Here is a 24,169-nt window from a genome sequence, read left to right on the forward strand (position 1 = left end):
GGTTCCGGCGAGCGGGTTCCGGCGCGCCCCGGGGTGTGCGGAAACCGTGAGGAAGCCGTGCGGAAACCCCTCCGTCGGCACGTCCGGTGTAAGTAGTGTGATGTACATGAAGGCACTTTTGTTGTCTGGTGGCTCAGGTACCCGTTTGCGCCCCATAACCCATACCTCGGCGAAGCAACTCGTACCCGTCGCGAACAAGCCGGTGCTGTTCTACGGTCTGGAGGCGATCGCCGAGGCGGGTGTCACCGAGGTCGGGATCATCGTCGGGGACACTGCCGAGGAGATCCGGCAGGCGGTCGGCGACGGCTCCGCGTTCGGTCTCCACGTCACCTACCTTCCGCAGGAGGCCCCGCTGGGGCTGGCCCACGCGGTGCTGATCGCCCGGGAGTTCCTGGGCGACGACGACTTCGTGATGTACCTCGGCGACAACTTCATCGTCGGCGGCATCACCGCTCTGGTGGACGCCTTCCGTGCCGAACGCCCGGACGCCCGGATCCTGTTGACGAAGGTGCCGAACCCGACCGCGTTCGGCGTGGCCGAGCTGGACCCGGCGGGCCGGGTGATCGGCCTGGAGGAGAAGCCCGCCCGCCCCAAGAGCGAACTGGCGCTGGTGGGCGTGTACTTGTTCACCCCGGCGGTGCACGAGGCGGTCCGCGCGATCGAGCCGTCCGCGCGGGGCGAGCTGGAGATCACGGACGCCATCCAGTGGCTGATCGACACCGGGCGCGACGTGCGGTCCACGACGATCTCCGGCTACTGGAAGGACACCGGGAACGTCACCGACATGCTGGAGGTCAACCGCTCGGTCCTGGAGACCCTGGAGCGCCGGATCGACGGCACCGTCGACGACGACAGCGAGATCATCGGCCGGGTGCGGATCGAGCCCGGCGCGAAGGTGACCGGCAGCCGGATCGTGGGTCCGGTGGTCGTCGGCGCCGACACCGTGATCACGGACTCGTACGTGGGTCCCTTCACCTCGATCGCCGGTGACTGCCGGATCGAGGACAGCGAGATCGAGTACTCCATCATGCTGCGGGACTCCTCGATGAGCGGTGTCCGGCGGGTGGAGGCCTCCCTGATCGGCCGCAACGTCGAGGTCACCCCCGCGCCCCGCAAGCCCGCCGCCCACCGCTTCGTCCTCGGCGACCACAGCAAGGTGCAGATAGCGTCATGACGACCCGCATTCTGGTGACCGGCGGTGCCGGTTTCATAGGTTCGCACTACGTCCGCACGCTGCTCGGTCCGGCCGGCCCGGGCGATGTGGCGGTGACGGTCCTGGACAGCCTCACCTACGCGGGCAACCCCGCCAACCTCGACGAGGTCCGCGACCACCCCGGGTTCGCCTTCGTCCAGGGGGACATCTGCGACGGCGCGCTGGTCGACGAGGTGCTCGCCGGGCACGACCAGATCGTCCACTTCGCCGCCGAGTCCCATGTGGACCGCTCGATCCTGGGCGCGGGCGAGTTCGTCCGCACCAACGTCCTGGGCACCCAGACCCTCCTGGACGCGGCGCTGCGCCACCGAGGACCGCAGACCTTCGTGCACATCTCCACCGACGAGGTGTACGGCTCCCTGGACTCCGGTTCCTGGCCGGAGACCGACCCGCTGCGCCCCAACTCGCCCTACGCGGCCGCCAAGGCGTCGAGCGACCTGATCGCCCTCTCCTACCACCGCACCCACGGTCTCGACGTGCGGGTGACCCGCTGCTCCAACAACTACGGGCACCACCACTTCCCCGAGAAGGTCATCCCGCTGTTCGTCACGAACCTCCTGGACGGCGGGAAGGTCCCGCTCTACGGCGACGGCGGCAACGTCCGCGACTGGCTGCACATCGACGACCACGTCCAGGGCATCGAACTGGTGCGCACGAAGGGGCGGCCCGGCGAGGTCTACAACATCGGCGGCGGCACGGAACTGTCCAACAAGGAGCTGACCGACCTGCTCCTTCAGGCCTGCGGCGCGGACTGGGACAGCGTCGAGTACGTCGCCGACCGCAAGGGCCACGACCGCCGTTACTCGGTGGACTGCACCAAGATCCGTACGGAGCTGGGCTACGAGCCCCGCAAGGACTTCGCCACCGGTCTCGCCGAGACGGTCGCCTGGTACCGCGAGAACCGCGCCTGGTGGGAACCGCTGAAGCAACGCGCGGCGCTCTGAGGCCCCCTCCGCAGCCCCGCTCTCGGCCCCTCCTGCCTCCCCCTCCCTCCTCCTGCCTCCCCCTTCCTCCTCCTTCTCCGACGACGGACAGGTGACCATTGACCACCACATGGCTGCTCACGGGCGCCACGGGCATGCTCGGGCAGGACGTCCTGGCGCTGCTGCGCCGGGACGGCGAGACGGCCGTCGGCCTGGCGCGTAGCGGTCTCGACATTACGGACGCCGACGCGGTACACGACACCCTCGACGCGCACCGGCCCCGGATCGTCGTCAACTGCGCCGCGTGGACGGCCGTCGACGACGCGGAGGCGCGCGAGGCGGAGGCCCTGCGGGTCAACGGCGACGGGCCCGGGCATCTCGCCGCGGCCTGCGCGAAGACGGGCGCCCGGCTGATCCAGCTCTCCACGGACTACGTGTTCGCGGGCGACGCCACCGCCCCGTACCCCGAGGACGGCCCGACGGCGCCGCGCGGCGCGTACGGACGGACCAAGCTGGCGGGGGAACAGGCGGTCCTCGCGGCGCTCCCGGACGCGGGGTACGTGGTGCGCACGGCCTGGCTGTACGGGGCCGGGGGCCGGAACTTCGTCGACACGATGATCGGTCTTGAGGCGGCCCGGGACACCGTCGACGTGGTCGACGACCAGCGCGGACAGCCCACCTGGACGGCGGACCTCGCGGACCGGCTGGTACGGCTCGGCCGGGCCGCCCTGGCCGGCGCCGCGCCCGCCGGGGTCTACCACGGCACCAGCGGCGGGGAGACGACCTGGTACGGCCTGGCCCGGGAGGTCTTCCGGCTGCTCGGCGCGGACCCCGCACGGGTCCGGCCGACGACCAGTACGGCCTTCGTACGGCCCGCTCCCCGGCCCGCCTGCAGCGTCCTGGGGCACGACGGCTGGCGCCGGGCGGGCATCGACCCTATCCGTCCCTGGCGCGAGGCCCTGGAGACGGCGTTTCCCCTCCTGCTCGATGCGAAGAAAGGTTCAGCCCGGTGAACTTCACGGCGCAGCCCACCGCCCAGGTCGACGAGAGAGCCACGATCGGCGACGGCACCACGGTCTGGGACCTGGCCCAGATCCGCGAGGACGCCCGGCTGGGCGACGGCTGCATCATCGGCCGGGGCGCGTACGTCGGCCCGGGCGTGCGGATCGGCGACCACGTCAAGCTCCAGAACTACGCGCTGGTCTACGAACCCGCGGTGCTCGGCGACGGGGTGTTCGTCGGCCCCGCGGCGGTCCTCACCAACGACTACTTCCCGCGCTCGGTGGACCCGGAGGGCAGGCTCAAGCGCGGCGGCGACTGGGAGGCCGTGGCCGTGGTGGTGGCCGAAGGCGCCTCGCTGGGCGCCCGTTCGGTGTGTGTGGCGCCGGTGCGCGTGGGGCGCTGGGCACTGGTCGCGGCGGGCGCCGTGGTGACCCGGGACGTGCCGGACTTCGCGCTCGTGGCCGGCGTTCCGGCGCGCCGGATCGGCTGGGTGGGGCGGGCCGGCGTACGGCTGGCCGAGCGGGAGGGCGAGCCCGGGACCTGGGAGTGTCCCGAGACGGGCGCGCTCTACGACGAGAAGGACGGGGAACTCACCGAACGCGCATGACAGCTGTTTTCAGCTGTTTCCCTCAAAACGCAATTCCTCGAACATCTACAGGCATAACATGTGCGCGAACTGTGCAGACCAAGCACAATGAGCACACAAGCCAGCAGTGCCCAGGGGGGGTTACGGGGTGGTGGGGACACCTTTGCCTGCAGCCAGGAGCGACACCCGCTCCGACGGCTGACGACTGACGTCTGCCTTCTTCTGTTCCGCCCGGCGGCCTACGCCGAGGCGTTCTCAAGTCTGCGCACAAAGAGGACCCACAGGGGGGTTGGTGTGCCCACACGATGACCACCACACGTCTGGCGGCGCTCGGTCATGAGGATCCGCCGCTCTTCGCACTCGCCCAGCGACTCCTCCAAGTCGCCGAGTCCGGGCTGCCGTCGATGCTGCTTCCCGGCGGCGAGGCCTTCGCCTTCACCATGGCCGGACACCAGGACCCCGACGGCTCCTGGACCCTGGAGCGGCGCGGGATCAGCACCCGGTACGCGGCCATCACCGTGCTGGGCGCCCGCTACCTCCCCGAGGACCGCCAGCGCGCGGTGCTCGGCGGGCGTACGGCCCAGGAGTTCGCGGGGCTGCTCGTCGAGTCGCTGCCCGCGGTGACCAACCTCGGGGACGCGGCGCTCATCTCCTGGGCCGCCGCCGAGACCGACCACCCCAAACTCTCCGACGCCCTGGCGCGGGTCGAGGCGCTGGACGTGGAGGGCCGTCCGCAGTACACCGTGGAGGCCGCCTGGGTGCTGTCCGCGCTCGCGGCGGCCCGCTCCACCGTCGATGTGGAGAGACGTTTCACCGCAGCCAGGGACCGGCTGCTGGGGGCCCGGATCGGCGCCGGCCCGCTGTTCCCGCACGCCACCGGACCCGGCCTGCTGCCCTGGTACCGGGCGCATGTCAGCTGCTTCGCCGACCAGACGTACCCGCTGCAGGCCCTGGCCCGCGCCCACGCCAGCGGCGACGGGGACGGCGATCCGGAGGCGCTGGCCGCCGCGGAGGCGTGCGCGCGGCGCATCTGCGAGCTGCAGGGCGAGGGCGGGCAGTGGTGGTGGCACTACGACGCGCGCACCGGCGGGGTCGTGGAGGGCTACCCGGTCTACAGCGTCCACCAGCACGCCATGGCCCCGACCGCCCTGTTCGACCTCACCGACGCGGGCGGCGGCGACTTCGGCGCGGCCATCCGCAAGGGCCTGCGCTGGATGACGGACGTACCCGAACTGGCGGGCTCGGCGCACCGGGAGCCGATGATCCTCGACGAGCTGGGCGCCACCTGGCGCAAGGTCTACCGGGGCGACCCGAAGAAGGCGGTACGCGCCGCCCGGGGCCTGTCCACCCGGGTCGCGCCGGGTCTGCGCCTGAAGTCCCTGGACCGGGTGTACCGGCCGCTGTCCGTGGACCGCGAATGCCGGCCGTACGAGTTCGGCTGGCTGCTCCACGCCTGGCAGGGGGGCCGGATATGAGCGGCAGACGGACCCTGTTCGGGGTCGAGCTGGACCCGCTGACCATGGACGAGACCGTGGCACACTGCCTGGCGGCGGTCCGGGACGGCCGGCAGCTGGAGATCGGCGTGGTCAACGCCGCGAAGCTGGTGAACATGCGGCGCGACGAGCGGCTCGCCACGGCCGTCGCCGGCTGCGACCTGGTGCTCGCCGACGGGCAGGCCGTGGTCTGGGCGGCGCGGGTGCTGCGCGCCCCGCTGCCCGAACGGGTGGCCGGGATCGACCTGTTCCTGCGGCTGCTGGCCGAGGCGGAGACCACGGGCATCCCGGTGTACTTCCTCGGCGCCAAGGAGGAGGTGCTGGACCGGATGCTGCTCCGGGTCGCCGACCGCTTCCCCGGTCTGAAGGTGGCCGGCAGCCGCAACGGCTACTTCGACGACTCCGAGCAGGAGGAGATCGCGGACTCCATCGCCCTCAGCGGCGCCCAGATGCTGTTCCTCGGCATGACCTCCCCCAAGAAGGAGATCTTCACCGCCGCCCACGGCGCCCGCACCGGAGCCCGGGTCGTGCACGGCGTCGGCGGTTCCTTCGACATCCTGGCCGGGGTCACCAAGCGGGCCCCCGAGTCCTGGCAGCGGCTGGGCATGGAGTGGCTCTACCGGGCGCTGCAGGAGCCCCGCCGGCTGGGCCGCCGCTACCTCACCACCAACGCCTCCTTCCTCCTCATGACGGCACGGGAGCTGCTGCGGCCCGCCCCGTCGGCCGCCGCTTCCGCGAACAGGAGCCGCTGATGCGTGTCGTCGTGGTGGGACAGGGATACGTGGGCCTGCCGCTGGCCGTCCGGGCGGCCGAGGTCGGACACGAGGTGATCGGCTACGACGTCGACACCCGGCGGATCAAGAGCCTCGCCGCCGGTGAGTCCTTCGTCGAGGACGTCTCCTCCGAGCGGATCCGGGCGGCCCTGGACAACGGCAGCTACCGTCCGAGCGAGTCGGCCCGGGACTGCGGCGGATTCGACATCGCCGTGGTGACCGTGCCGACCCCGCTGCACGAGGGCACCCCCGACCTGCGCTACATCAGGGAGTCGGCGGTCACCCTCGCCCGCTATCTGCGCCCCGGGGCCACGGTCGTACTGGAGTCGACGACCTATCCGGGCACCACCCAGGAGCTGTTCGCCCCGATCCTGGAGGAGGGTTCGGGCCTCACCGCGGGCTCGGACTTCCACCTGGGCTACAGCCCGGAGCGGATCGACCCCGGCAACGCGGTGTGGGGTTTCAAGGAGACCCCGAAGGTCGTCTCCGGTGTCAACGAGGCCTCCCTCAAGGCCGTCCAGGACTTCTACGCCCAACTCGTCGACACCACCGTGCCGGTGAGTTCGCCGAAGGAGGCCGAGCTCGCCAAGCTCCTGGAGAACACCTTCCGGCATGTGAACATCGCGCTGGTCAACGAGATAGCGATGTTCGCCCACCACCTGGACATCGACGTCTGGCAGGCCATCGACGCCGCCGCCTCCAAGCCGTTCGGCTTCATGAAGTTCACGCCCGGTCCCGGCGTCGGCGGCCACTGCCTGCCGATCGACCCCTCCTACCTGTCCTGGCGGGTGCAGCGCGAACTCGGCCAGAACTTCCGGTTCGTGGAGCTGGCGAACGACATCAACAGCCACATGCCCGAGTACGTGACGCGCCGCATCAGCGACCACTTCAACGAGCGGCGCCGGTCCGTGAACGGCTCGCGGATCCTGCTGCTCGGCCTGGCGTACAAGAAGAACACCGGCGACGCCCGGGAGTCGCCCGCGCTGCGCATCTCCCAGCTGCTGCTCGACATGGGCGCCCAGGTCAGGGCGGCGGACCCGCATGTCGTGGAGAGCCTGCCGGTGGACACCCGGCTGGTGCGGGTCGAACCGACCCAGCGGGAGCTGGCGGACGCCGATGTGGTGGTCCTGCTCACCGACCACGACGGCTTCGACTACGAACTCGTCGCCGAACACGCCCCCTTCGTCCTGGACTGCCGCCGCCGGCTGCCGTCCGGACCCACCATCGAGGTGCTCTGAACCATGCGAGCCGTGTGTGTGGCCGGGGCGCGCCCCAACTACATGAAGATCAAACCGGTGATGGACGCCCTGGAGCGGCGGGACACCGAGGTCCTCCTCGTCCACACCGGCCAGCACTACGACCCGGCGATGAACGACGTGTTCTTCACCGACCTCGGCATCCGCCCGCCCGACCGCTTCCTCGGCGTCGGCTCCGGCAGCCACGCCGAGCAGACCGGCCGCGTGATGACCGCGTTCGAGCCGCTCCTCGCCGAGGTGGGCCCGGACGTCGTGGTCGTGGTCGGCGACATCAACTCCACGCTCGCCTGCGCCCTGGTCACCGCCAAGGCCGGGCCGCTGCTCGCCCATGTCGAGGCCGGGCTGCGCAGCCGCGACTGGAGCATGCCGGAGGAGGTCAACCGGGTCGCCACCGACCGGGTCAGCGACTATCTGCTGGCCCCCTCCCCCGACGCCGTGGACAACCTGCGCGCCGAGGGATACCGGGAGGACCAGATCCACCTGGTCGGCAATGTCATGATCGACACGCTGCTGGCCAACCTGGACCGGGCCCGGGCCTCCGACGTCCTGGACCGGTACGGCCTGGCCGGGGGCGAGTTCGGCCTGGTCACCCTGCACCGGCCCGCCAACGTCGACGACCCGGAGGTGCTCACCGGGCTGCTGAAGGCCCTGGGCGAGATCGCCGGGCGCCTGCCGCTCGTCCTGCCCGTGCATCCGCGCGCGGCCGGACGGCTCGCCGAGATCGGCGTCCCCGGGGGCGTCCGGCTCGTTCCGCCCGCCGGATACCTGGACTTCATCGCCCTGCAGGACTCCGCGCGCGTCGTCCTCACCGACTCCGGCGGGGTGCAGGAGGAGACCACCGCGCTGGGCGTGCCGTGTGTGACCCTGCGGGACAACACCGAGCGGCCCGTCACGGTCGAGCAGGGCACGAACGTCCTCGCCGGGCGGGATCCGGCGCGGATCACGGCCACCGTGAACGCCGTACTGGACCGGCCGCCCGCGCCCCGCCGGCCCGACCTCTGGGACGGCCGCGCGAGCGACCGTATCGCCGAGGTGCTGCTGACGGGCGGCACCGCGAGTACCCGGATGAGACCGACCGACCAGCCCGGACCCAAGGATCGAACGTTCCCCATATGATCCGCTTGCAACTTATGCTCGTCGAACGTTTGGTCGCGAGGGGGGACCGTCATGGATCTCGCTGAGATCGTCCGGGTCATGCGCAGGCGCTGGTACGTCCTGCTGCCGGGACTGCTGCTGGCCGCCGGCCTGGTGGTCGCGGTGACCGTGCTGGTCCCGGTCACGTACCAGTCGCAGAGCACGGTGGTGCTGCTGAACTCCCAGAAGGCCACCCAGGCCTACGACGGGAACCCCTTCCTCAGCACCCAGACCTCGCTCACCGGCATGGCCGACAGCCTGGCCCGCAACCTGAACTCCGACGACTCGCTGCGGGATCTCAAGGCCCGCGGCGCCAAGGGCACGTTCGCGGCCAAGCTCGCCGACAACGCGCAGGGACCGCTGATGTGGCTCACCGTCACCGGCACCGACCAGGACTCGGTCCTGTCCTCGGACAAGATCCTGACCGCGTACGCCAAGGAACGGCTGGACCAGTTCCAGAAGGAGCAGTCGGTCGCCCCGAAGGCCATGATCCGGATGACGACGATCGTGCCGCCGCAGAACCCGGTGGCGCAGACCAAGACACGGCTCGAGTACATGGTCATGGCCGGGGGTCTCGGCCTGGTGCTCACCCTGGCCGTCGCCTTCTACGTGGAGGCGCGCAAGAGGTCTTCGCGCACACCCGCGCCGGAGGCCGGACCCGTCGAGCCGACACGGGAGGCGGCCGGCGCCGCCCCCGCCCGCCCGGCCGGGGAATCGATCGTCGAGGAAACCCTCGCCATCCGGCAGCCGCCCCGCTGGTCGAAGACCTCCGCGGACGGTGCGCCCGCCGCGGAACCCGACGCACCACAGCCCGCCATGGCCGTGGCATCCGCCGCAGAGCCGCTCGACGAGGAGTCGACTCATGGACATCGCCCGCGCACCGGACAGCGGGACCGGTGAGACGAGCGACGCGCCCGCTCCTCCCGACCCCGTAACACCCCCTGCCGGACCGGCGGTTCCACCCGCCGCTCCCTCCCTCGGCCGCAAGGTCCGTTCGGCGGCCCGGTGGAGCCTGATCAACACCGTCGTCCTGCGGCTGGGCAACTTCGCCACCGGCATCGTGCTGGCGCGCTTCGCCCTGGGCCCGGCGGAGTGGGGCGTGTACGGCATCGCCCAGACCGTGCTGCTCGTGCTGCTGTCCGCGAACGAACTGGGCGTCGGCCTGGCCATCGTGCGCTGGGAGGGCGACGCGCGCCGGTTCGCGCCGACCGTGCTGACCCTCAGCACCCTCTCCAGCGGACTGCTGTACGTGGCCCTGTTCGCGGCCGCACCGACGGTGGCCGGACTGCTCGGCTCACCGGACGCCGCGAACGTCCTGCGGGTGATGTGCCTGTGCGTGGTGATCGACGGGGTGGCACAGGTCCCCGGCGGCTTCCTCACCCGGGAGTTCGCCCAGGGCAGGCGGATGGTCATCGACGGGCTCAACTTCGTGCTCGGCACCGCCGTGACCCTGCTGCTCGCCTTCGAGGGCTGGGGCGCGATGAGCTTCGCCTGGGGCGCCGTCGTCGGGAACGTCGTCACCCTCATCGGCTGCGCGCTGGCGGCCCCGGGCACCCTGAGGTTCGGCTGGGACCCCGGGCAGGCCCGCGCGCTGCTGCGGTTCGGGCTGCCGCTGGCGGGGGCGAGCATGCTCGCCCTGGCGGTGGTCAACGTCGACACCATGGTGGTGGGCGCGACCCTCGGCAATGTCGCGCTGGGGTTCTACGTCCTCGCCTTCAACATCTCCGGCTGGCCCGTGCGGATCATCTCCGAGGCCGCCCGCCGGGTCTCCTTCGCCGGGTTCTCCCGGCTGGCCGGGTCCCCGCAGGCACTGGCCCAGGGCTTCAGCCGCGCCCTGGGCGTGGTGATCACCGGCACCGTCCCGCTGTGCGTGCTGCTGGCCGGCCTCGCCGAGCCGCTCATCCGGCTGATCTACGGCAGCCAGTGGGCCCCCGCCGCCGCGGCGCTGCCCTGGCTGATGGCCCTCGGCCTGATCCGCATCGGCAGCGAACTCGCCTACGACTGCCTGGTCGCGATCGGCCAGCGCCGTTCGCTCTTCCTGGTGCAGGGCCTGTGGCTGGTGGCCCTGATCCCGGTGCTCCTCGCCGCCGCGCACCTGAACGGCATCGTCGGCGTCTCCGAGGGACATGTCCTGGTGGCCGGCGGCCTGGTGGTGCCGGTCTTCCTGGTCGCCCTCGGCCGTGGCGGCATCGGTCTGGGCCGGATCGCCCGGGCCTGCGCCTGGCCCTTCCTCGGCGGAGCCGTGATGGCCGTGATCGTCCTCGGCCTGCAGCACGTGTTCGGCGACGGGCGGCTCGCCCTGCTCACGATCGGCACCGTCGCCCTGGCCGCGTACGCGGTGTGTGTACTGCCCAGCCTCGGCTTCCTGCGGGGCGCCGGACAACGGGAGTCGAGGTGAGCCGGATGCCACGGCGGATCAGCCGGAGCTCGTGCGTGTGGCCGACGCTGGGTGTCCTGCTGGCGGTCCTGGCCACGGCCTGCTCGGGATCGGACGACTCCGCGCTGCCGGACTGCCCGGACACCGCGCTCACCTGCCCCGCGAGCGGATCCTCGGCGGCCCCGAGCAGCGATCCGCCGACCACGGCCGACAAGACGACGGGGACGCCGGGGAGCACCACCGCCGTACCGTCGTCCCCCACGGCAACGTCCGCCACCACGGCCGGCAAGGGCGACGCGTCCGGCACACCCGCGGCCAAGGCCGCCTGCTCCTCCCCCGGCGCCTGCGGATTCCCCGACGCCCGCACCACCGGCCCCCGCGTCCCCCTCACGCCCCACAAGACCGGCTACAAGGCCGTCCGTACCGACGGGATGGTCATCCGGGGCTGGGACATCACCGGTTCGCTCGACATCTACGCGAACGACGTCACCGTCATCGACACGAAGATCACCTCGGACAACTGGTGGGGCGTCAACCTGCGTCCCGGGTACCACGGCCTGCGGATCCTGCACTCCACCATCACCGCGGTGCCCGGCAAGGGACCGGACAACGGCGGGGTGGACTACGCGGTGTCGAACATGGGGACCAGCTCCATCGAGGTCGGCTGGTGCGACGTGTCGGTGTTCGGCGACGCGCTGGCCATGGGGCAGGGCAACCTGCACGACAACTACGTCCACGACATCGCCCCGTTCGTCAACAAGGGCGGCGAGTGGCAGCACACCAACGCGGTGATCAGCAGCGGCGGCAACGACGGGCAGCTGGTCATCCGCCACAACACGCTGCTCAACCCGACGAGCCTCAAGCAGGGCGCCTCGGGCAGCATCGGCCTGTTCGCGGACAGCGGGGTGGTCCGCAACGTCACCGTCGACGGCAACTGGATAGCCGGCGGCGCGTACGCCCTCTACGGCGGTGACACCGGCGCCACCGGGATCAAGGTCACGAACAACGTCTTCTCGACCGAGTACCACCCCGCCTCCGGCGGCTACGGCCCGGTCGCCCACTGGAACGCGGAGGGCGCCGGAAACGTGTGGCGGAACAACCGGATGTCCGACGGCCGCCCGGTCACCCCGGAGCCGGCCTCGTGAGCGGCGGTCTGCCGCGCCGGGTCGCGCGGGCACCCTGGACGCTCCTCAAGGCGCTCTTCGGCTGGCTGGTGCTCTTCGAGGCCAGGAACAAGGTCCTGCTGGCCCCGAGCGCGGTCCGGCTGCGCCGGTTCGAGGACGCCGAGACCCGACGCCTGGCGGCCGGACTCCCCTCGGCACCCTCGGCGCTGGTCGCCACCGTGATCGCCACCCACCGGCGCCCCGAGGCGCTACGGGCCGCTGTGCGCTCGGCCCTGGACCAGACCGTCCGCGACCAGGTCGTCATCGTGATCGACGACGGCGCGGGGCTGCCCGAACTCCCCTCAGATCCAAGGCTGTTCGCCGTCTCCCTCGCCCGCAACACCGGAGTGGCGGGCGTCGTGCGCAACGTCGGCATCCGCCTCACCCGCTCGCGGTACGTGGCGTTCCTGGACGACGACAACCTGTGGGAACCCGATCACCTGGAACGGGCGCTGGCGGTCCTGCGGTCCCCCGGCGGACCCGACGGCGTCTACACGGCACTGCGCCGCGTGCTGCCCGACGGCAGCGAGCAGGACGTCCTTTCGGTGCCCTACGACCGCCGCCGCGCCGCCCGCGAGGCCTTCCTGGACACCAACGCCTTCGTAGCCCGCCGCACCCGCTCCCTGTACTTCAGCCGTCTGCGCCGGACTCCGGAGGTGCTGCCCCGGGAGGACTGGGAGCTGATCCGCCGGTACGGGCGCAGGCACCGGGTGCGCCACGTGCCGCACCCCACCGTCCGGTACCTGATGAACCCGGCCAGCTTCTACACCCAATGGCGACAGCCCAGTTGAGGGCCCAGCCTCCCGTCCGCTCCGACCACAGGTGGTTGATCCCGTGCCACGATCCCGCGCTCTCAGGAACAAGTTCGTCGACGCCCCGGGCTCGCTCGGCGAACGACTGCGCATCGCCCGCTGGGAGAGGTTCCGGCGCAGCTTCCCCGGCATCGAGAACATGAGCGTGGTGGACCTGGGCGGGACCGCCGAGATGTGGCTGCGCGCACCGGTGCGCGCCAAGCACGTCCACCTGATCAACCTGGAGGCGCACCCCGCCGAGCTGCCCGAGTGGATCACCGCGGAGAACGCCGACGTCACCGACCCGGCGGTGGCCGCCGAGCTGAGCGCCGACGGCGGCTACGACCTGGTGTTCTCCAACTCGACCATCGAGCACGTGGGCGGTCACAGCCAGCGGCAGAAGTTCGTCGCCGCCGTCGAGCAACTGGCGCCGCTGCACTGGATCCAGACGCCGTACCGCTACTTCCCCGTCGAGCCGCACTTCGTGGCGCCGGGCTTCCAGTTCCTCCCGCTGGCCGCCCGGGCCCGCCTGGTGCGGCACTGGCCGCTGGTCCACAGCCGCCCGGACAGCCCGGAGTCCGCGATGAACGCCGTGATCAACATCGAGCTGCTGACCCGCACCGAGATGCGCTACCTCTTCCCCCGGTCGGAACTCCTCAGCGAGCGGGTGCTCGGTGCCCCGAAGTCGCTCATCGCCGTGAGAACGGAGCCCGCATGCTGAACAACCTGGTCAACAGACATGACGCGGACCGACTGCTGCGCAAGGTGCGCAAGCTGGACCTCGACCCGGTGCTGGCGAAGCTGCGGGTGCGCGGTGGCGCCCGGGTCGTCCAGCACTGGTCCCAGGTCGACCCGTCGCTGACCGAGTGGTGGGCGATCCCGTCGGTCATCAGGCGCTGGAATCTGCTGATGACCGGCGACGCGGACACGTCGTTTCCCGAGTACGTGGCCGCCAAGCACTTCGCGCCGCACACCGACCTGCGCGGCCTGTCCCTGGGCTGCGGCACCGGCGGCAACGAACTGCTGTGGGCGAAGACCGGCGCGTTCTCCCTCCTTGAGGGCGTGGACGTGGCGCCGGAGCGGATCGACTTCGCCACCCGGACCGCCGCGGAGGAGGGTCTCGCCGACGTCCTACGCTTCCGGGTCACCGACGTCAACCGGATGACCGCCGACGGCGAACGCTTCGACGTCCTGCTGGGCCTGCAGTCGCTGCACCACTTCGACCACCTCGACGAGACGCTGCCACGGCTGTCCCAGCTGATCGAGCCCGGTGGCACGTTCGTCGTCGACGAGTTCGTCGGCCCCACCCGGTTCCAGTGGACCGACGCCCAGCTGGACGCGGCGAACCTGCTGCTCGCCCAGCTGCCGGAGGAGCGGCGGCGGCTGGCCGACGGGCGGATCAAGCAGCGGGTCGTGCGGCCCAGCAGGCTGGCGATGGTGCTGGACGACCCCTCGGAGGCGGTCGACGCGGCCGCACTGCTGCCGGGCCTGCGGCGCGAGTTCGAGGTCGTCGAGGAACGGCCGTACGGCGGCACGGTGTTGCACATCGCGTTCTCCGGCATCGCACACAACTTCCGTGACCAGGAACCGGAGACGCTGGCTCTGCTGGAGCGGTGCTTCGCGGCCGAGGACGCGGCTCTGCCGGAGGTGGGGCACGACTTCATCGCGATGGTCTGCCGGCCGCGGAGTGCGGCGTAGGCCGTTCGCCACGGCCGTCGACGGGCCGTCCCCGTTCACGCGGGGACGCGCGTCCTCCCGCGTCCGAACCGCCGCATCATGGGCACCTCCACGAACCGGTGCATGAGCCCCGCGAGCGCCACGGAGAGAGCGAGCGCCCCGACGGTGAGCGCCCATGCCTTTGCCGGCGCCGAACCCTCGGCGTCGAGTCCCCGCATCAGGTCCACGATCACCGACTGGTGGATCAGGTAGAAGGCGAACGAGATCTCCCCCAGCCACACCGCCCACCGGCCGCGCCACACGCTCCGCCGCCCCTCGACGTCGGCGACGGCCACGGCGGGGATCAGCAGTGCGAACGGGATCACGGTGACGGCCGACGTCTCCGCGTCCGGCGGGAAGTACGGCGTCACGGCATATGCGACGGCGAGGAGCACCGACGCGGACCACACCGGGATCCGCGGCCAGCGCCCGCTCTTCACGACGAGCGCCATCAGGATTCCCAGCACGAACTCCAGCAGGCGGACCGGCGGGAAGATGTACACGAACCAGTAGTGCCGGTCCGCGGGCAGTAGCGTCGCCGCCACGGGCACCGCGAACACGGCCGCCACGCAGACCGCCGCGCTCGCCCACAGCCGCTCCGGGCGGATGCGCCGCACGACGGGGAGCAGCGCCGGGAAGAGAGCGTAGAAGAACGCCTCGCACGCGAGGGACCAACTGACTGAGTTCGCACCGAAGTAGACACCCGGGTCTGGCCACCATGCTTGCACGAGGCCCAGGTTGGCCGCGCCGACCAGCACGCCGACGGTGTGACCGGTCGCGTACAGGCCGACGACGGAGATGACGAAGGCCACGACGTAGTTCGGGTAGATCTTCGCCGCCCGGCGCCGCCAGAAGGCGCGGGCGGTGTCGCCCGGCCGGGCGGACCAGGTCAGGACGAAGCCGCTGAGGACGAAGAAGAAGGAGACGCCGACGGCGCCCGCGCCTGCCGCGCGGGCGAAGGCGTGCTGGGTCGACGAGGGGGCGAGCAGTCCCGATATCGAGATGTGGAAGCAGAAGACGGTGAACGCCGCGAGGAATCGGAGGCCCGTGAGGGACGGGAGCCGGGAGCCGTCGGTGTGCGTGGCGGTGGGCCTGTCCGATCTGTCGGTGGCCTCGACTGCGCCCATGGGATCTCCTGAGGCCCGGTGAGCGGGCGGGTTGTCGGAACGTGGGTGGGGTGTGGTGCGCCGCTGGATGTGGTGAGGCAGGTCGTCGGGCGGCTGCGGGAGCGTTGTGGCTGGTCGCGCCCACGCGGGTGAGCCGCATATCGACACAGCCCCGTGCCCTGTGGGGCGCTATGGCCCAGGCGTCTTACGCAGGGCCCCTGGTCGGGCCAGTGCTGCTGCCGCTGCTCGGGCGGCCGGGCGGCCGAGGAGTGCGCGGGAGGTTTCGCGGAGGAGGACGGCGGTGCGGAAGGCGGCGGTGGCGAGGGGGCCGTGACGGCGGCGGTAGAGGCGGACGCGGTTGAGGGTGAGGAGGGTCCAGAGGCGGGGGGAGACCTGGGAATCGCCGCCCAGGTGAAAGGCCTCGGCAGTCGGGTCGAGTTGCGTGGCGTATCCGTGGTCGCGGGCCCGCAGGCAGTACTCGGTCTCCTCGGAGTAGAGGAAGAAGGACTCGTCCCAGGGGCCGCAGGAGGCAAGGCAGTCGGCCGAGATCGCCATCAGCGCGCCGGTGGCCCAGTCGGCACGCGTGGGCCGCTGGTAGGCGGAGGGGGCGGTGACGAGCTCACTCAGGGCCGGGAAGCGGCCGGCCCGGGTGTTGCCGATGAGGGCCTCGCCGAGCGCCCGCAGGACGGTCGACTCGCGGCGCAGCGAGTGGTGGGGGGTGGCACTGCCCTCTTCGTAGAGGAGGGGTACGGCGATCCCGACACCGTCGGTGAGGCTGTCGACGAGGCGCTTGGCGCAGCCCTGCCGCAGCCGGACGTCGGGGTTGCAGATCAGTACGGCGTCGTACGCGCCGGCCGCGCCCAGCGCCGCGTTGATCCCGGCGGCGTACCCGGCGTTGCGGCCCGTCTGGACGACCGTGGCGCCCGGGGCCAGGGTACGGAGCGCCTCGACGGTGTCGTCGGCGGAGTCGTTGTCGGCGACGACGAGCCGGTGGTCGAGACCGGCCATGCCGTCGGGGAGCGCGGCGAGGAACCCGGGGAGCACCGAGGCGCTGTTCCAGGTGACGACGATGACGGCGACGGTACTCATCGGGACTCCACGAGTTGGGGGAGCTCGGCTTCGGGGACCTTGTGAGGGACGGGGACCGCGGCGGTCGCCTCGGCAGCCTCGCGGCGGATGAAGCCGAGGTAGCTGCCGCCGACGCCGAGGGTGAGGAAGAACATCCCGGCGTACATGGGGAAGCTGAGTGCGTCGAAGGTGGCGCTGATGACCAGGGCGACCAGGGCCGAGGCGAGGAAGGCCTGCCCGAGCTCCCGGTCCGACTCGGTGCGGGCGAGCCGGCGGATGGCACCGCCCTGGTGGATCCCGGTGACGAACAGCACGAGCAGGGCGACCAGCCCCAGGGCGCCCGTCTCGGCCAGGGTCAGCATGTACTGGTTGTCCGTGAAGAAGTACAGATCGGGGGTGAAGGTGCCGAACCCCCGCCCGAACCAGGGGTGTTCGCTGAGGTAGGGGACGATCGCGCTGTATTTCACGGTGCGCGCCTGGGTGCTGCTGTCGGAGTTGGACAGGAAGGTGGCGAACAGGTTGGTGATGGTGCCGATCAGCCCGGGGATGATCACCTTGAAGCCTGCCACCGAGCCCAGGACGATGCCGAGCGCGGCCCAGCGGCGCTGCGGCTTCCAGCGGGGCACCATCACCAGGATCACGATGAAGGCGCCGATGATCGAGGTCCGGGACACCGTCAGCGGCAGTGCGCCCGCCATGATGGCCACCGGGGCCCAGCGGCGCAGTGCGCCCGCGTGCCGGCGCACCGGGTCGAAGGCCTGGTGGACGGCGAAGGGGACCAGGATGGCGAGCATGCCCCCGAACTCCAGCGGGTGGGCGGTGGTGGAGCGCGGCCGGGTGAACGAGCCGCGGTCCATGGCGCTGAGTCCGACCGTGTTCGAATGCAGGCCGGGGATGTGGATGGAGTCGGCGATGTTGGTCGCGGCGAAGAAGTCGTAGTAGCCGATCAGGGCCACCACCGTGCCCAGGACGACGAGCCTGCGCATCAGGGTCTCCAGGCGGCTGCGGTCCTGGATGCCGGCCGAGGACAGCACGACGAGCGCCACCCACACCCCGAGCAGGATGAGCCCCCGGTCGGCGCCGAGGACCTCCTCGTGGGAGCTCATCCGGGTCGCGTCGGCGAGGTACGACAGCAGGACCGCCGCGGCGAGCACGCACATCGCCACGCGCGGCAGCCTGGTACCCGGGGCCGGCAGGATGCGGCCGCCGAGCCAGGTCGCCAGGTACCAGAGGAGTCCCAGCAGGGCGAAGACGTTGGCCGGGGTGCCGACACCGCCGAGCGCGGGCAGGGTGAGGTTCGAGGGGACGAAGAAGGCCAGGACCAGGTAGCCGGTGAGGACGGTGGTGGCGTCCAGGCGTCGTACCAGCAGGCCCTTGGGCCGTTCGGGGGGATGGGCCCGATGGCGCCGGGGCACGTATCCGGCCACGGCGCGTCCCCGGCGGCGGACCACGGCGACGCCCTCGGCCAGGATGGACAGCAGGAACGCGCTGACCAGTCCGGCGATGACGACCGCTGCGACGTCCTGGTACCGGCTCTTCGACTGCGAGACCGGGGTCTGCGGCATGACGACCGGAGCGGTCTGCACCGTGTACACCGTCGGCACCTTGGAGGCGGTCTGCAGGGCTTTGAGCTGCTCCCCGGCGAAGCTGGTGAGGGTGGTGGTCTCGCGGAGCACGTTCGCCCGGTCGGTGCCGGTGACGCTCAGGGTGAGCAGCGGGCTGTCGGCGTCCGGCGCGAAGCCGACCGTGTACGGGTCCGTGACACCGCGGGAGTGCAGTTCCTTGGCCGAGTCACCGGACTGCAGCGTCCTGATCAGCACGTCGGCGGTGACGACCAGCGAACCGCCCGCGTTCGACAGGGGGTTGCCGAAGGTGGGCGCCAGCTTGGCGATCGCCGTGGAGTCGAGGAGCGTGACGGAGCTCTGCGACTCGTAGGACACCGGGATGGTGCGGTACAGATAGCCGCCCGCGAGCAGGCTGAGCAGGGTGAGGGGCACCATGAAGTACCAGCGCCTGCGCATGATGGCCAACAGGTCGGCGAGGCTCATGAGATCTCCCTTTTGGTGGCGGTTCGCCCCGGCGCCTGCGAGGATCTGTGGCGACGGAAGGAATCCCCGTGTCGCCTCGTGACGTCGCCGAAGCGCTGCTCCGCCGCTGGTACGTGCTGCTGCTCGCGCTCGCTCTGACGGCCGCCGGAGCGTACAAGGTGCTGCATCCGGCTCCCCAGTACCTGAGTTCGGCGGTGGTGGTGCTCAAGCCGCCCGTGACGGGCAACCAGCCGAACCAGCTGACGAACCTCCAACCGCCGCTCGCCACCCTCTCGTACGGCGTGATCCAGCAGTTGGAGTCGCCCGCCGGGCGCAAGGAGCTGGCGGCCGCCGGAGTGCACGGGACATACCAGCTGATCCCGCGCAACAGCGGCACCAGCGCGACGCCCCGCTATCTGATCCCTTCGGTGCAGGTGCAGGCACAGCGGGGCGGCGCCGTCGAGGCCGACACCGCCGTCACCCGGGTCATCGAGGCCTACACCGCGCACGTGACCGCTCTCCAGGACGCCGAGGGGATCGCGCCGGCCTCGCGGATCAGCGCCTCCGTCCTGGTCGCCGCGAGCGCCTCGCCCGTGCAGGGCACCAGGACCCGCGCCCTGGCCGGTACGGCACTGCTGGGCGGGGTCGCCGGCATCCTGGGCGCGCTCTGGTTCGACCGGTACGCGCTGCGCCGCAGGGGGCGGGACGGCGGCCGCCCGGAGCCGGTCCGCCGGGCCGACGGCATCGCGGTGGCGGGCTGAGTCGATCTGGTGGCGCATCAGATACCGCGGCGCTTCCAGGACTCCCACCACAGCGCCTCCCGGCCGCGTTCGGCCACGGCCGACCACACCAGGGGCTGCAGGTACGGCATCGCCTTCGGTCCGATCCGTCTGCGCAGGCGCAGTGCGCGGTACTCGGGCAGCGCCGCGTATCCCGGCAGGCACTGCTCGGCGAACTCCACGCACTCGTCGACCGGTACGACGCCGGTGCGGCCCCGGTCGTAGGCCCGGTAGGCGCGGCGCAGGGCGTAGCGGGCGAGGCGGGTGTGGACCTGCTCGGCCAGGTGGTCGGCGTTCGGCAGCCGGTCGGCGCATTTCACGAGCACCGAGTCGAAGGCGACCAGGCGCTGGCGCAGGTCGTCGAGCTGGCCGCCGAAGTCGACGGTGGACATGTTGTTGCCGTGGACGCGGTAGAAGGCCTGGTCGGCGCCGCGTATGTAGCCGACGTCGGCGTGGGCGGCGAGCCGCATCCACATCTCGATGTCGCCGGCGTGCGGCAGGGCGGGGTCGTAGCCGCCGACCTTGCGCTGGAGGTCGGTGCGGACGACGACCTCGGGCGAGGTGATGCAGCCGGTGCCCTCCCGGAAGCGGCGCTCCAGCCACCACTGGCCCGGGTAGACGACCGAACCGGTGCTCTGCGTGCGGGCCTTGGGCAGGGGGCCACCGTGCTGGAAGCGCAGCGGGCGGCCGTAGGCGAACCCGGCCTCGGGGTGGGCGTCCAGGAGCGCGGCGGCGCGGACCAGGGCGCCCGGCACGAGCCGGTCGTCGGCGGACAGGAGGGCCACGTAGTCGCCGTCGGCCCACTCCATCAGGCCTTCGTTGTACGTGGCGATGTGACCCTTGTTCTTCTCGTGGACGAGGACCTCGATCCGCGAGTCGGCGGCGGCCAGCTTGAGCGCGGCCTCCGCGGAGTCGTCGGGCGAGGCGTCGTCGATGATGAGGACCCGGACGTCGACGCCGTCCTGCTCGTCCAGGACGCTGCTCACGCAGTCGGCGAGGAAATGGCCGTACTTGTAGCAGGGGATCACAACGCTGACGCTGCTCATCGGTGGTGAAGCCAATCCCCGTCGGTGGTCCGTGCTCTGCCGGGCACGGACCACCGACGGTGTGTGGGGACGGGTCAGTTCTTCTTGTTCTTCTTGAAGGTGGTCTTGCTCGTCAGGGTCCAGCTCCGGGACTTCAGCGTGTCGCGGTGCTTGTCCTTCGCGGTGACCGTGATCTTGAACCGGGTGCCGTCCGGAAGCGGGGCGGACAGGTGCACGGTCGCCCTGTGGGTCTTCCGGTCATAGGTGACCACGGCCGTGACGTGGAGCTTCTTCGCCGCCTGGGAACCCTTCAGGACGGTCACGGTCGCCTTGACGGACGCCACCGCCGCCTTGACCGGCACGGTCACGACGAGGGGGCTCGCCACGTCGGCGGTGTGCGCCACGGTGGCCGCGGTCACCTCCGAGGCGGCGACCGACGCGGCCAGGGACGCGCTCGGGTCGTCGGCGGTGAAGACGGGGCCGACCCAGTAGTTCGCGGATCCGTAGGAGCCGTTGGGGAAGGCCGAGTCGCCGTACTTGTAGAGCCCGTTGTGGTGGGCGGTGGTGTCGGCCGTGGCCGTCAGCGGATAGGACTTGTGGGCCGCCGCGAAGTAGCCGCCGTCCACCGCGTAGTTGCCGTTCGGCGCGTGGTAGGACACGACGTAGGCGGTGTCGGCGGTGATCGCCACCGGGGTGGCGAAGGTCAGCGTCTGCCAGCCGGAGGCCGTCTCGTTGGTGAAGGTGCCGCTGGCGAGCAGGGTGCCGTCGTCGGTCCACAGGCTGCCGGTGTGGGTGCCCGTGTTGCCGGTGCCCTTGTAGAAGGTGACACCGGTGACCCAGCCGGCCGCGGAGGACGTGAACCGGGTTCCCAGCTCCACGGAGTTGGGGTCGGCGGTCATGTCGGGGGTGGCCGGTGTGGCGGAGGAACCCCACAGCGAGCAGGGGCAGGTGACCGCCGGCGGTGTGGAGCTGGTGGTGAACGACCAGGTCACCGGGTTCGCCATGGCGTTGCCCCACACGTCGGAGGCCTGGACGGACGCGGTGTACGTGGTGTGCAGGTCCAGCTCCGTCGACGGCGTGAAGGTCGCCTTGTTCGACGCGGGGAAGGTGACGGCGCCGGGCACGGTATTGCCGTCGGCGTCCTTCACGGTGAACGTCACGCTGTCGGTGTCGACGGCCGAGCTGAAGGTGGCCGACACCGGCGACGTGATCGACGCGTCGGTCGCCCCGGACGTCGGGGAGGTCGAGGAGACGGTGGGCGGGGTCGTACTGGCCGTCGAGGTGTCGAGCACCACGTCCACCCAGTAGTTGCTGCCCGAGGACGCCGAGGACGGGAAGGAGCTGGTCGAGCCGTAGTGGTAGACGCCGTTGCCGCCGTCGACCCCGGTCTGCAGGGCCGTCAGCGGGGCCAGACCGGCGCCGCTGCCGGCGAAGGAGGGGTCGTAGGAGTATCCGCCGTTCGGGGCGAAGTACGAGGCGACGTAGGTGGTGTTGGCCTTGACGGTCACCGGGGTGGAGAAGTTCAGCTGCTGCCAGCCGGAGGCCGTCTCGCCGGTGAAGGTGCCGGTGGCCAACCGGGTCCCGGAGGCCGTCCACAGGCTGCCGATGTGGGTGCCGGTGTTGACCGGCGACTTGTAGAAGCGCACACCGGTGACCGAACCGGCCACGGTGGTACGGAACTTGACGCCGAGCTCCACCGAGCCGCCGTCGCCGGCGTTGACGGTGCCGGGCACGGCCGAGGCCGGCCAGATGGTGCACGGGCAGGCCTGGGGGCCGACCGTCACCGGGACGGTGGTGACGGCGCCGATGTTGACGCTGTCGTCGACCGCGCGGACCTTGATGGACTCGGATCCCGGGGTGGTGGGCGTCCAGCTGTAGGTCCAGGACCCGAGGCCGGTGGCGGCCTCCCAGGTGGTGCCGCCGTCCGTGGAGACCTCGACGCGGGCGACCACGCCGCCGGAGTCGGTGGCGGTGCCCTTGATGGTGACCGCCTTCAGTGCCGGGACGGTGGCCCCGGAGGCCGGGCTGGTCACGGTGACGGTCGGGCCGGTGGTGTCGGTGGTGGCCGTGGCACCGACCAGGTTGCTCTGCAGGGTCAGCGGCTGGACGCCCATGTCGGCGAGGATGTTCACCGTCGCCTGCTGCATCCGGGAGTCCTCGGTGACCACCGTGTCGTCGGGGTTGTAGGTGGGCACGTTGGTCAGGCCCCACGACCACTGCACGGTCCCGGTGCCGAACACCAGGGCCCCGGAGTCCTGGTCGCGGAACTCGACGAGGTTGTGCGTCGCCGTGCCGTTGCCGTACAGGTTGCCCCAGTCGAGCCGGTAGGTGCCGTCGGTGATGTCCACCGTCGTGGAGGACACGTCGATCTCACCGGCGGGCCGGGTGCTGTTGTCGAGGTCGCTGTCCCACTCGTAGCCGAGCGTGCCGGTCGGGAAGGTCGCTGTCTGGCTGGAGGTGAGGCTCGCGATGGAGGTGTTGCGCCAGATCCGGTTCTTGCCGTACGAGCCGGGGACGGTGATCGCGTCGGCACGGTAGCCGTTGGCCTGGAACATGGACCCGGTGAGGATGTTCGGCGGCTGGTAGGTCTGGCCGTAGTTGGTGCTGGTCGGATCCATCCAGGTGCCGGTCCAGGTGCCGCTGGGATCGGCGACGCCGTTGTTGAACGCCATCTTGGTCATCTTGTAGCAGACCAGGGTGCGGTCGGCCGTGCTCGTGCCGTCGATGCTGGGGGCGAGCCGGGTCTTCCAGAAGACCTCGTTGCCGCTGAAGAAGCCCTGCTGCACGCCGGCCTTCCGGGCCGCCAGGACGTTGGAGTACTGGCTCTGCGTCCAGTACTCGTCGTGCCCGGACGACATGTACATCTTGTGCTTCTCCAGCAGGGTCGCGCCGCTGCTCGACGACACGTCCACACCGGACACGTAGCTGACGTCGTAGCCGTTGCGTTCCAGCCAGGACAGCATCTCGAACTCGGAGCCGTAGATGCCGTTGTCGCCGCCGATGTCCAGCGGCCGGTTGTAACTGACCTCGTAGGCGCGGCCGTCGGGCGCGGGCCCGGTGCCGCCGTACAGGTCCTGGCCGCCGTAGTCGTTGTAGGCCTGCCAGGTCTGGTCACTGGTCTGTACGACGACGGCGGAGGTGCTGGAGTCGTTGCGGACGACGAACGGGTACGGCATCAGGCCGTCGCCGTCGGTCTGCGTGAGGTTCGCGATGTACAGGCCGGACACGGCGTCGCTGGGCACGGTCCAGGTCGCGGTCACCGGCCAGTTGCCGCAGTCCACCAGGCCGGTGCTGCTCTTGGTGGTGCAACTGGCGGCCTTGCTGGTGTAGTTGGCCGGATACGTCACGGCTGCCTGGGCCGCGGTCGACATCTGGCGCGCGCCGTCGCCGCCGTACCAGCCGAGCCGGAAGATCTGGATGTTGTACGAGACCGGGGACTGGACCTTGAACTGGACCGTGTCGCCCGCCTGGACGCTCTCCTTGGTGGTGAAGCCCTTGATGTCACCGTAGGCGTTGGGCGAGAACCAGTCGTCCTTGGGGGTGCCCGTCTTGGAGTTCTCGCACACGATCGGGTTGGAACCCGACCCGCACGGATCGGACGCCGCCTGTGCGGAGGCGGCCAGCGGGAGCACCGCCAGGATCAATGCCACTACGACGGCGAGGCGCCCGCCCCGGATCCGTCTGCTCCATTTTCTCATGTGTACCTCTCAGCGGTGCTGTGCTGGTCCGGCCCGTGG

Annotated in this window: 20 protein-coding genes; 15 read left to right on the top strand and 5 right to left on the bottom strand. The window is 71.1% G+C overall.

The annotated features are described in order from the left end of the window. Positions 1-106: 106 nt before the first annotated feature. From ACIPSJ_RS45700 to ACIPSJ_RS45765, 14 genes are all read left to right on the top strand, one after another. Positions 107-1,174, top strand: a complete 1,068-nt coding sequence (locus tag ACIPSJ_RS45700; RefSeq protein WP_401355224.1) for a glucose-1-phosphate thymidylyltransferase — start codon at positions 107-109, stop codon at positions 1,172-1,174. Then, the gene (rfbB, locus tag ACIPSJ_RS45705) at positions 1,171-2,157 is read left to right on the top strand and encodes a dTDP-glucose 4,6-dehydratase (RefSeq protein ID WP_359226194.1); all 987 of its coding nucleotides are present in this window, start codon (positions 1,171-1,173) and stop codon (positions 2,155-2,157) included. Before ACIPSJ_RS45700 ends, rfbB begins: the two co-directional genes overlap by 4 nt. Positions 2,158-2,255: 98 nt before the next feature. Next, positions 2,256-3,149 carry a dTDP-4-dehydrorhamnose reductase gene (rfbD, locus tag ACIPSJ_RS45710; RefSeq protein ID WP_401355227.1) on the top strand — a complete coding sequence of 298 codons (894 nt, stop codon included), beginning with the start codon at positions 2,256-2,258 and terminating at the stop codon, positions 3,147-3,149. Next, a complete protein-coding gene (locus tag ACIPSJ_RS45715; protein WP_355727182.1) occupies positions 3,146-3,745 on the top strand; it encodes an acyltransferase in 600 nt (199 codons plus the stop codon). The genes rfbD and ACIPSJ_RS45715 overlap by 4 nt, the downstream gene beginning before the upstream one ends. A 284-nt stretch (positions 3,746-4,029) precedes the next feature. Beyond that, positions 4,030-5,199: a hypothetical protein gene (locus ACIPSJ_RS45720; RefSeq protein ID WP_401355229.1), complete on the top strand. Its 1,170-nt coding sequence runs from the start codon at positions 4,030-4,032 to the stop codon at positions 5,197-5,199. Then, entirely contained in the window at positions 5,196-5,969 is a 774-nt protein-coding gene (locus ACIPSJ_RS45725) for a WecB/TagA/CpsF family glycosyltransferase (protein WP_401355232.1), read from the top strand. Before ACIPSJ_RS45720 ends, ACIPSJ_RS45725 begins: the two co-directional genes overlap by 4 nt. Then, the gene (locus ACIPSJ_RS45730; RefSeq protein WP_359226184.1) at positions 5,969-7,228 is read left to right on the top strand and encodes a nucleotide sugar dehydrogenase; all 1,260 of its coding nucleotides are present in this window, start codon (positions 5,969-5,971) and stop codon (positions 7,226-7,228) included. Before ACIPSJ_RS45725 ends, ACIPSJ_RS45730 begins: the two co-directional genes overlap by 1 nt. Positions 7,229-7,231: 3 nt before the next feature. Next, complete coding sequence (wecB, locus tag ACIPSJ_RS45735; RefSeq protein WP_401355235.1) at positions 7,232-8,362, top strand: non-hydrolyzing UDP-N-acetylglucosamine 2-epimerase; 1,131 nt, start codon at positions 7,232-7,234, stop codon at positions 8,360-8,362. Between the two features lie 51 nt (positions 8,363-8,413). After that, positions 8,414-9,280 carry a chain length determinant protein gene (locus ACIPSJ_RS45740; protein WP_359226180.1) on the top strand — a complete coding sequence of 289 codons (867 nt, stop codon included), beginning with the start codon at positions 8,414-8,416 and terminating at the stop codon, positions 9,278-9,280. Next, positions 9,243-10,778: an oligosaccharide flippase family protein gene (locus tag ACIPSJ_RS45745; protein WP_401355237.1), complete on the top strand. Its 1,536-nt coding sequence runs from the start codon at positions 9,243-9,245 to the stop codon at positions 10,776-10,778. Before ACIPSJ_RS45740 ends, ACIPSJ_RS45745 begins: the two co-directional genes overlap by 38 nt. Before the next feature lie 35 nt (positions 10,779-10,813). Beyond that, on the top strand, positions 10,814-11,902 hold the full coding sequence (locus ACIPSJ_RS45750) for a hypothetical protein (RefSeq protein ID WP_359226176.1): 1,089 nt from the start codon (positions 10,814-10,816) through the stop codon (positions 11,900-11,902). Then, a complete protein-coding gene (locus tag ACIPSJ_RS45755; protein WP_401355240.1) occupies positions 11,899-12,711 on the top strand; it encodes a glycosyltransferase family 2 protein in 813 nt (270 codons plus the stop codon). The genes ACIPSJ_RS45750 and ACIPSJ_RS45755 overlap by 4 nt, the downstream gene beginning before the upstream one ends. A 43-nt stretch (positions 12,712-12,754) precedes the next feature. After that, positions 12,755-13,432: a class I SAM-dependent methyltransferase gene (locus tag ACIPSJ_RS45760; RefSeq protein ID WP_359226172.1), complete on the top strand. Its 678-nt coding sequence runs from the start codon at positions 12,755-12,757 to the stop codon at positions 13,430-13,432. Then, positions 13,426-14,409: a class I SAM-dependent methyltransferase gene (locus tag ACIPSJ_RS45765; RefSeq protein WP_359226170.1), complete on the top strand. Its 984-nt coding sequence runs from the start codon at positions 13,426-13,428 to the stop codon at positions 14,407-14,409. The genes ACIPSJ_RS45760 and ACIPSJ_RS45765 overlap by 7 nt, the downstream gene beginning before the upstream one ends. Positions 14,410-14,444: 35 nt before the next feature. Here the strand turns inward: ACIPSJ_RS45765 and ACIPSJ_RS45770 are convergent, their stop codons facing one another. The 3 genes from ACIPSJ_RS45770 to ACIPSJ_RS45780 all read right to left on the bottom strand — a co-directional run bounded on the left by ACIPSJ_RS45770 (position 14,445) and on the right by ACIPSJ_RS45780 (position 18,649). Further along, on the bottom strand, positions 14,445-15,554 hold the full coding sequence (locus ACIPSJ_RS45770; RefSeq protein WP_401355243.1) for an acyltransferase family protein: 1,110 nt from the start codon (positions 15,552-15,554) through the stop codon (positions 14,445-14,447). A gap of 168 nt (positions 15,555-15,722) precedes the next feature. Continuing rightward, entirely contained in the window at positions 15,723-16,622 is a 900-nt protein-coding gene (locus tag ACIPSJ_RS45775; protein WP_401355246.1) for a glycosyltransferase family 2 protein, read from the bottom strand. Continuing rightward, a complete protein-coding gene (locus ACIPSJ_RS45780) occupies positions 16,619-18,649 on the bottom strand; it encodes an O-antigen ligase family protein (RefSeq protein WP_401355248.1) in 2,031 nt (676 codons plus the stop codon). The genes ACIPSJ_RS45775 and ACIPSJ_RS45780 overlap by 4 nt, the downstream gene beginning before the upstream one ends. A 68-nt stretch (positions 18,650-18,717) precedes the next feature. On the opposite strand from ACIPSJ_RS45780, the gene ACIPSJ_RS45785 reads away from it, so the two are divergent. Beyond that, positions 18,718-19,389, top strand: coding sequence for a hypothetical protein (locus ACIPSJ_RS45785; RefSeq protein ID WP_359226163.1), 672 nt, complete (start codon positions 18,718-18,720; stop codon positions 19,387-19,389). Positions 19,390-19,406: 17 nt separating this feature from the next. Here ACIPSJ_RS45785 and ACIPSJ_RS45790 read toward each other — a convergent pair whose 3' ends face one another. Together ACIPSJ_RS45790 and ACIPSJ_RS45795 are read right to left on the bottom strand one after the other, a co-directional pair. Further along, the gene (locus ACIPSJ_RS45790) at positions 19,407-20,453 is read right to left on the bottom strand and encodes a glycosyltransferase (protein WP_401355251.1); all 1,047 of its coding nucleotides are present in this window, start codon (positions 20,451-20,453) and stop codon (positions 19,407-19,409) included. Between the two features lie 74 nt (positions 20,454-20,527). After that, positions 20,528-24,130 carry a DUF4082 domain-containing protein gene (locus ACIPSJ_RS45795; RefSeq protein ID WP_401355254.1) on the bottom strand — a complete coding sequence of 1,201 codons (3,603 nt, stop codon included), beginning with the start codon at positions 24,128-24,130 and terminating at the stop codon, positions 20,528-20,530. Positions 24,131-24,169 lie beyond the last annotated feature (39 nt).

The organism is Streptomyces sp. NPDC090088, from assembly GCF_044747345.1.
Taxonomy (GTDB): Bacteria; Actinomycetota; Actinomycetes; order Streptomycetales; family Streptomycetaceae; genus Streptomyces.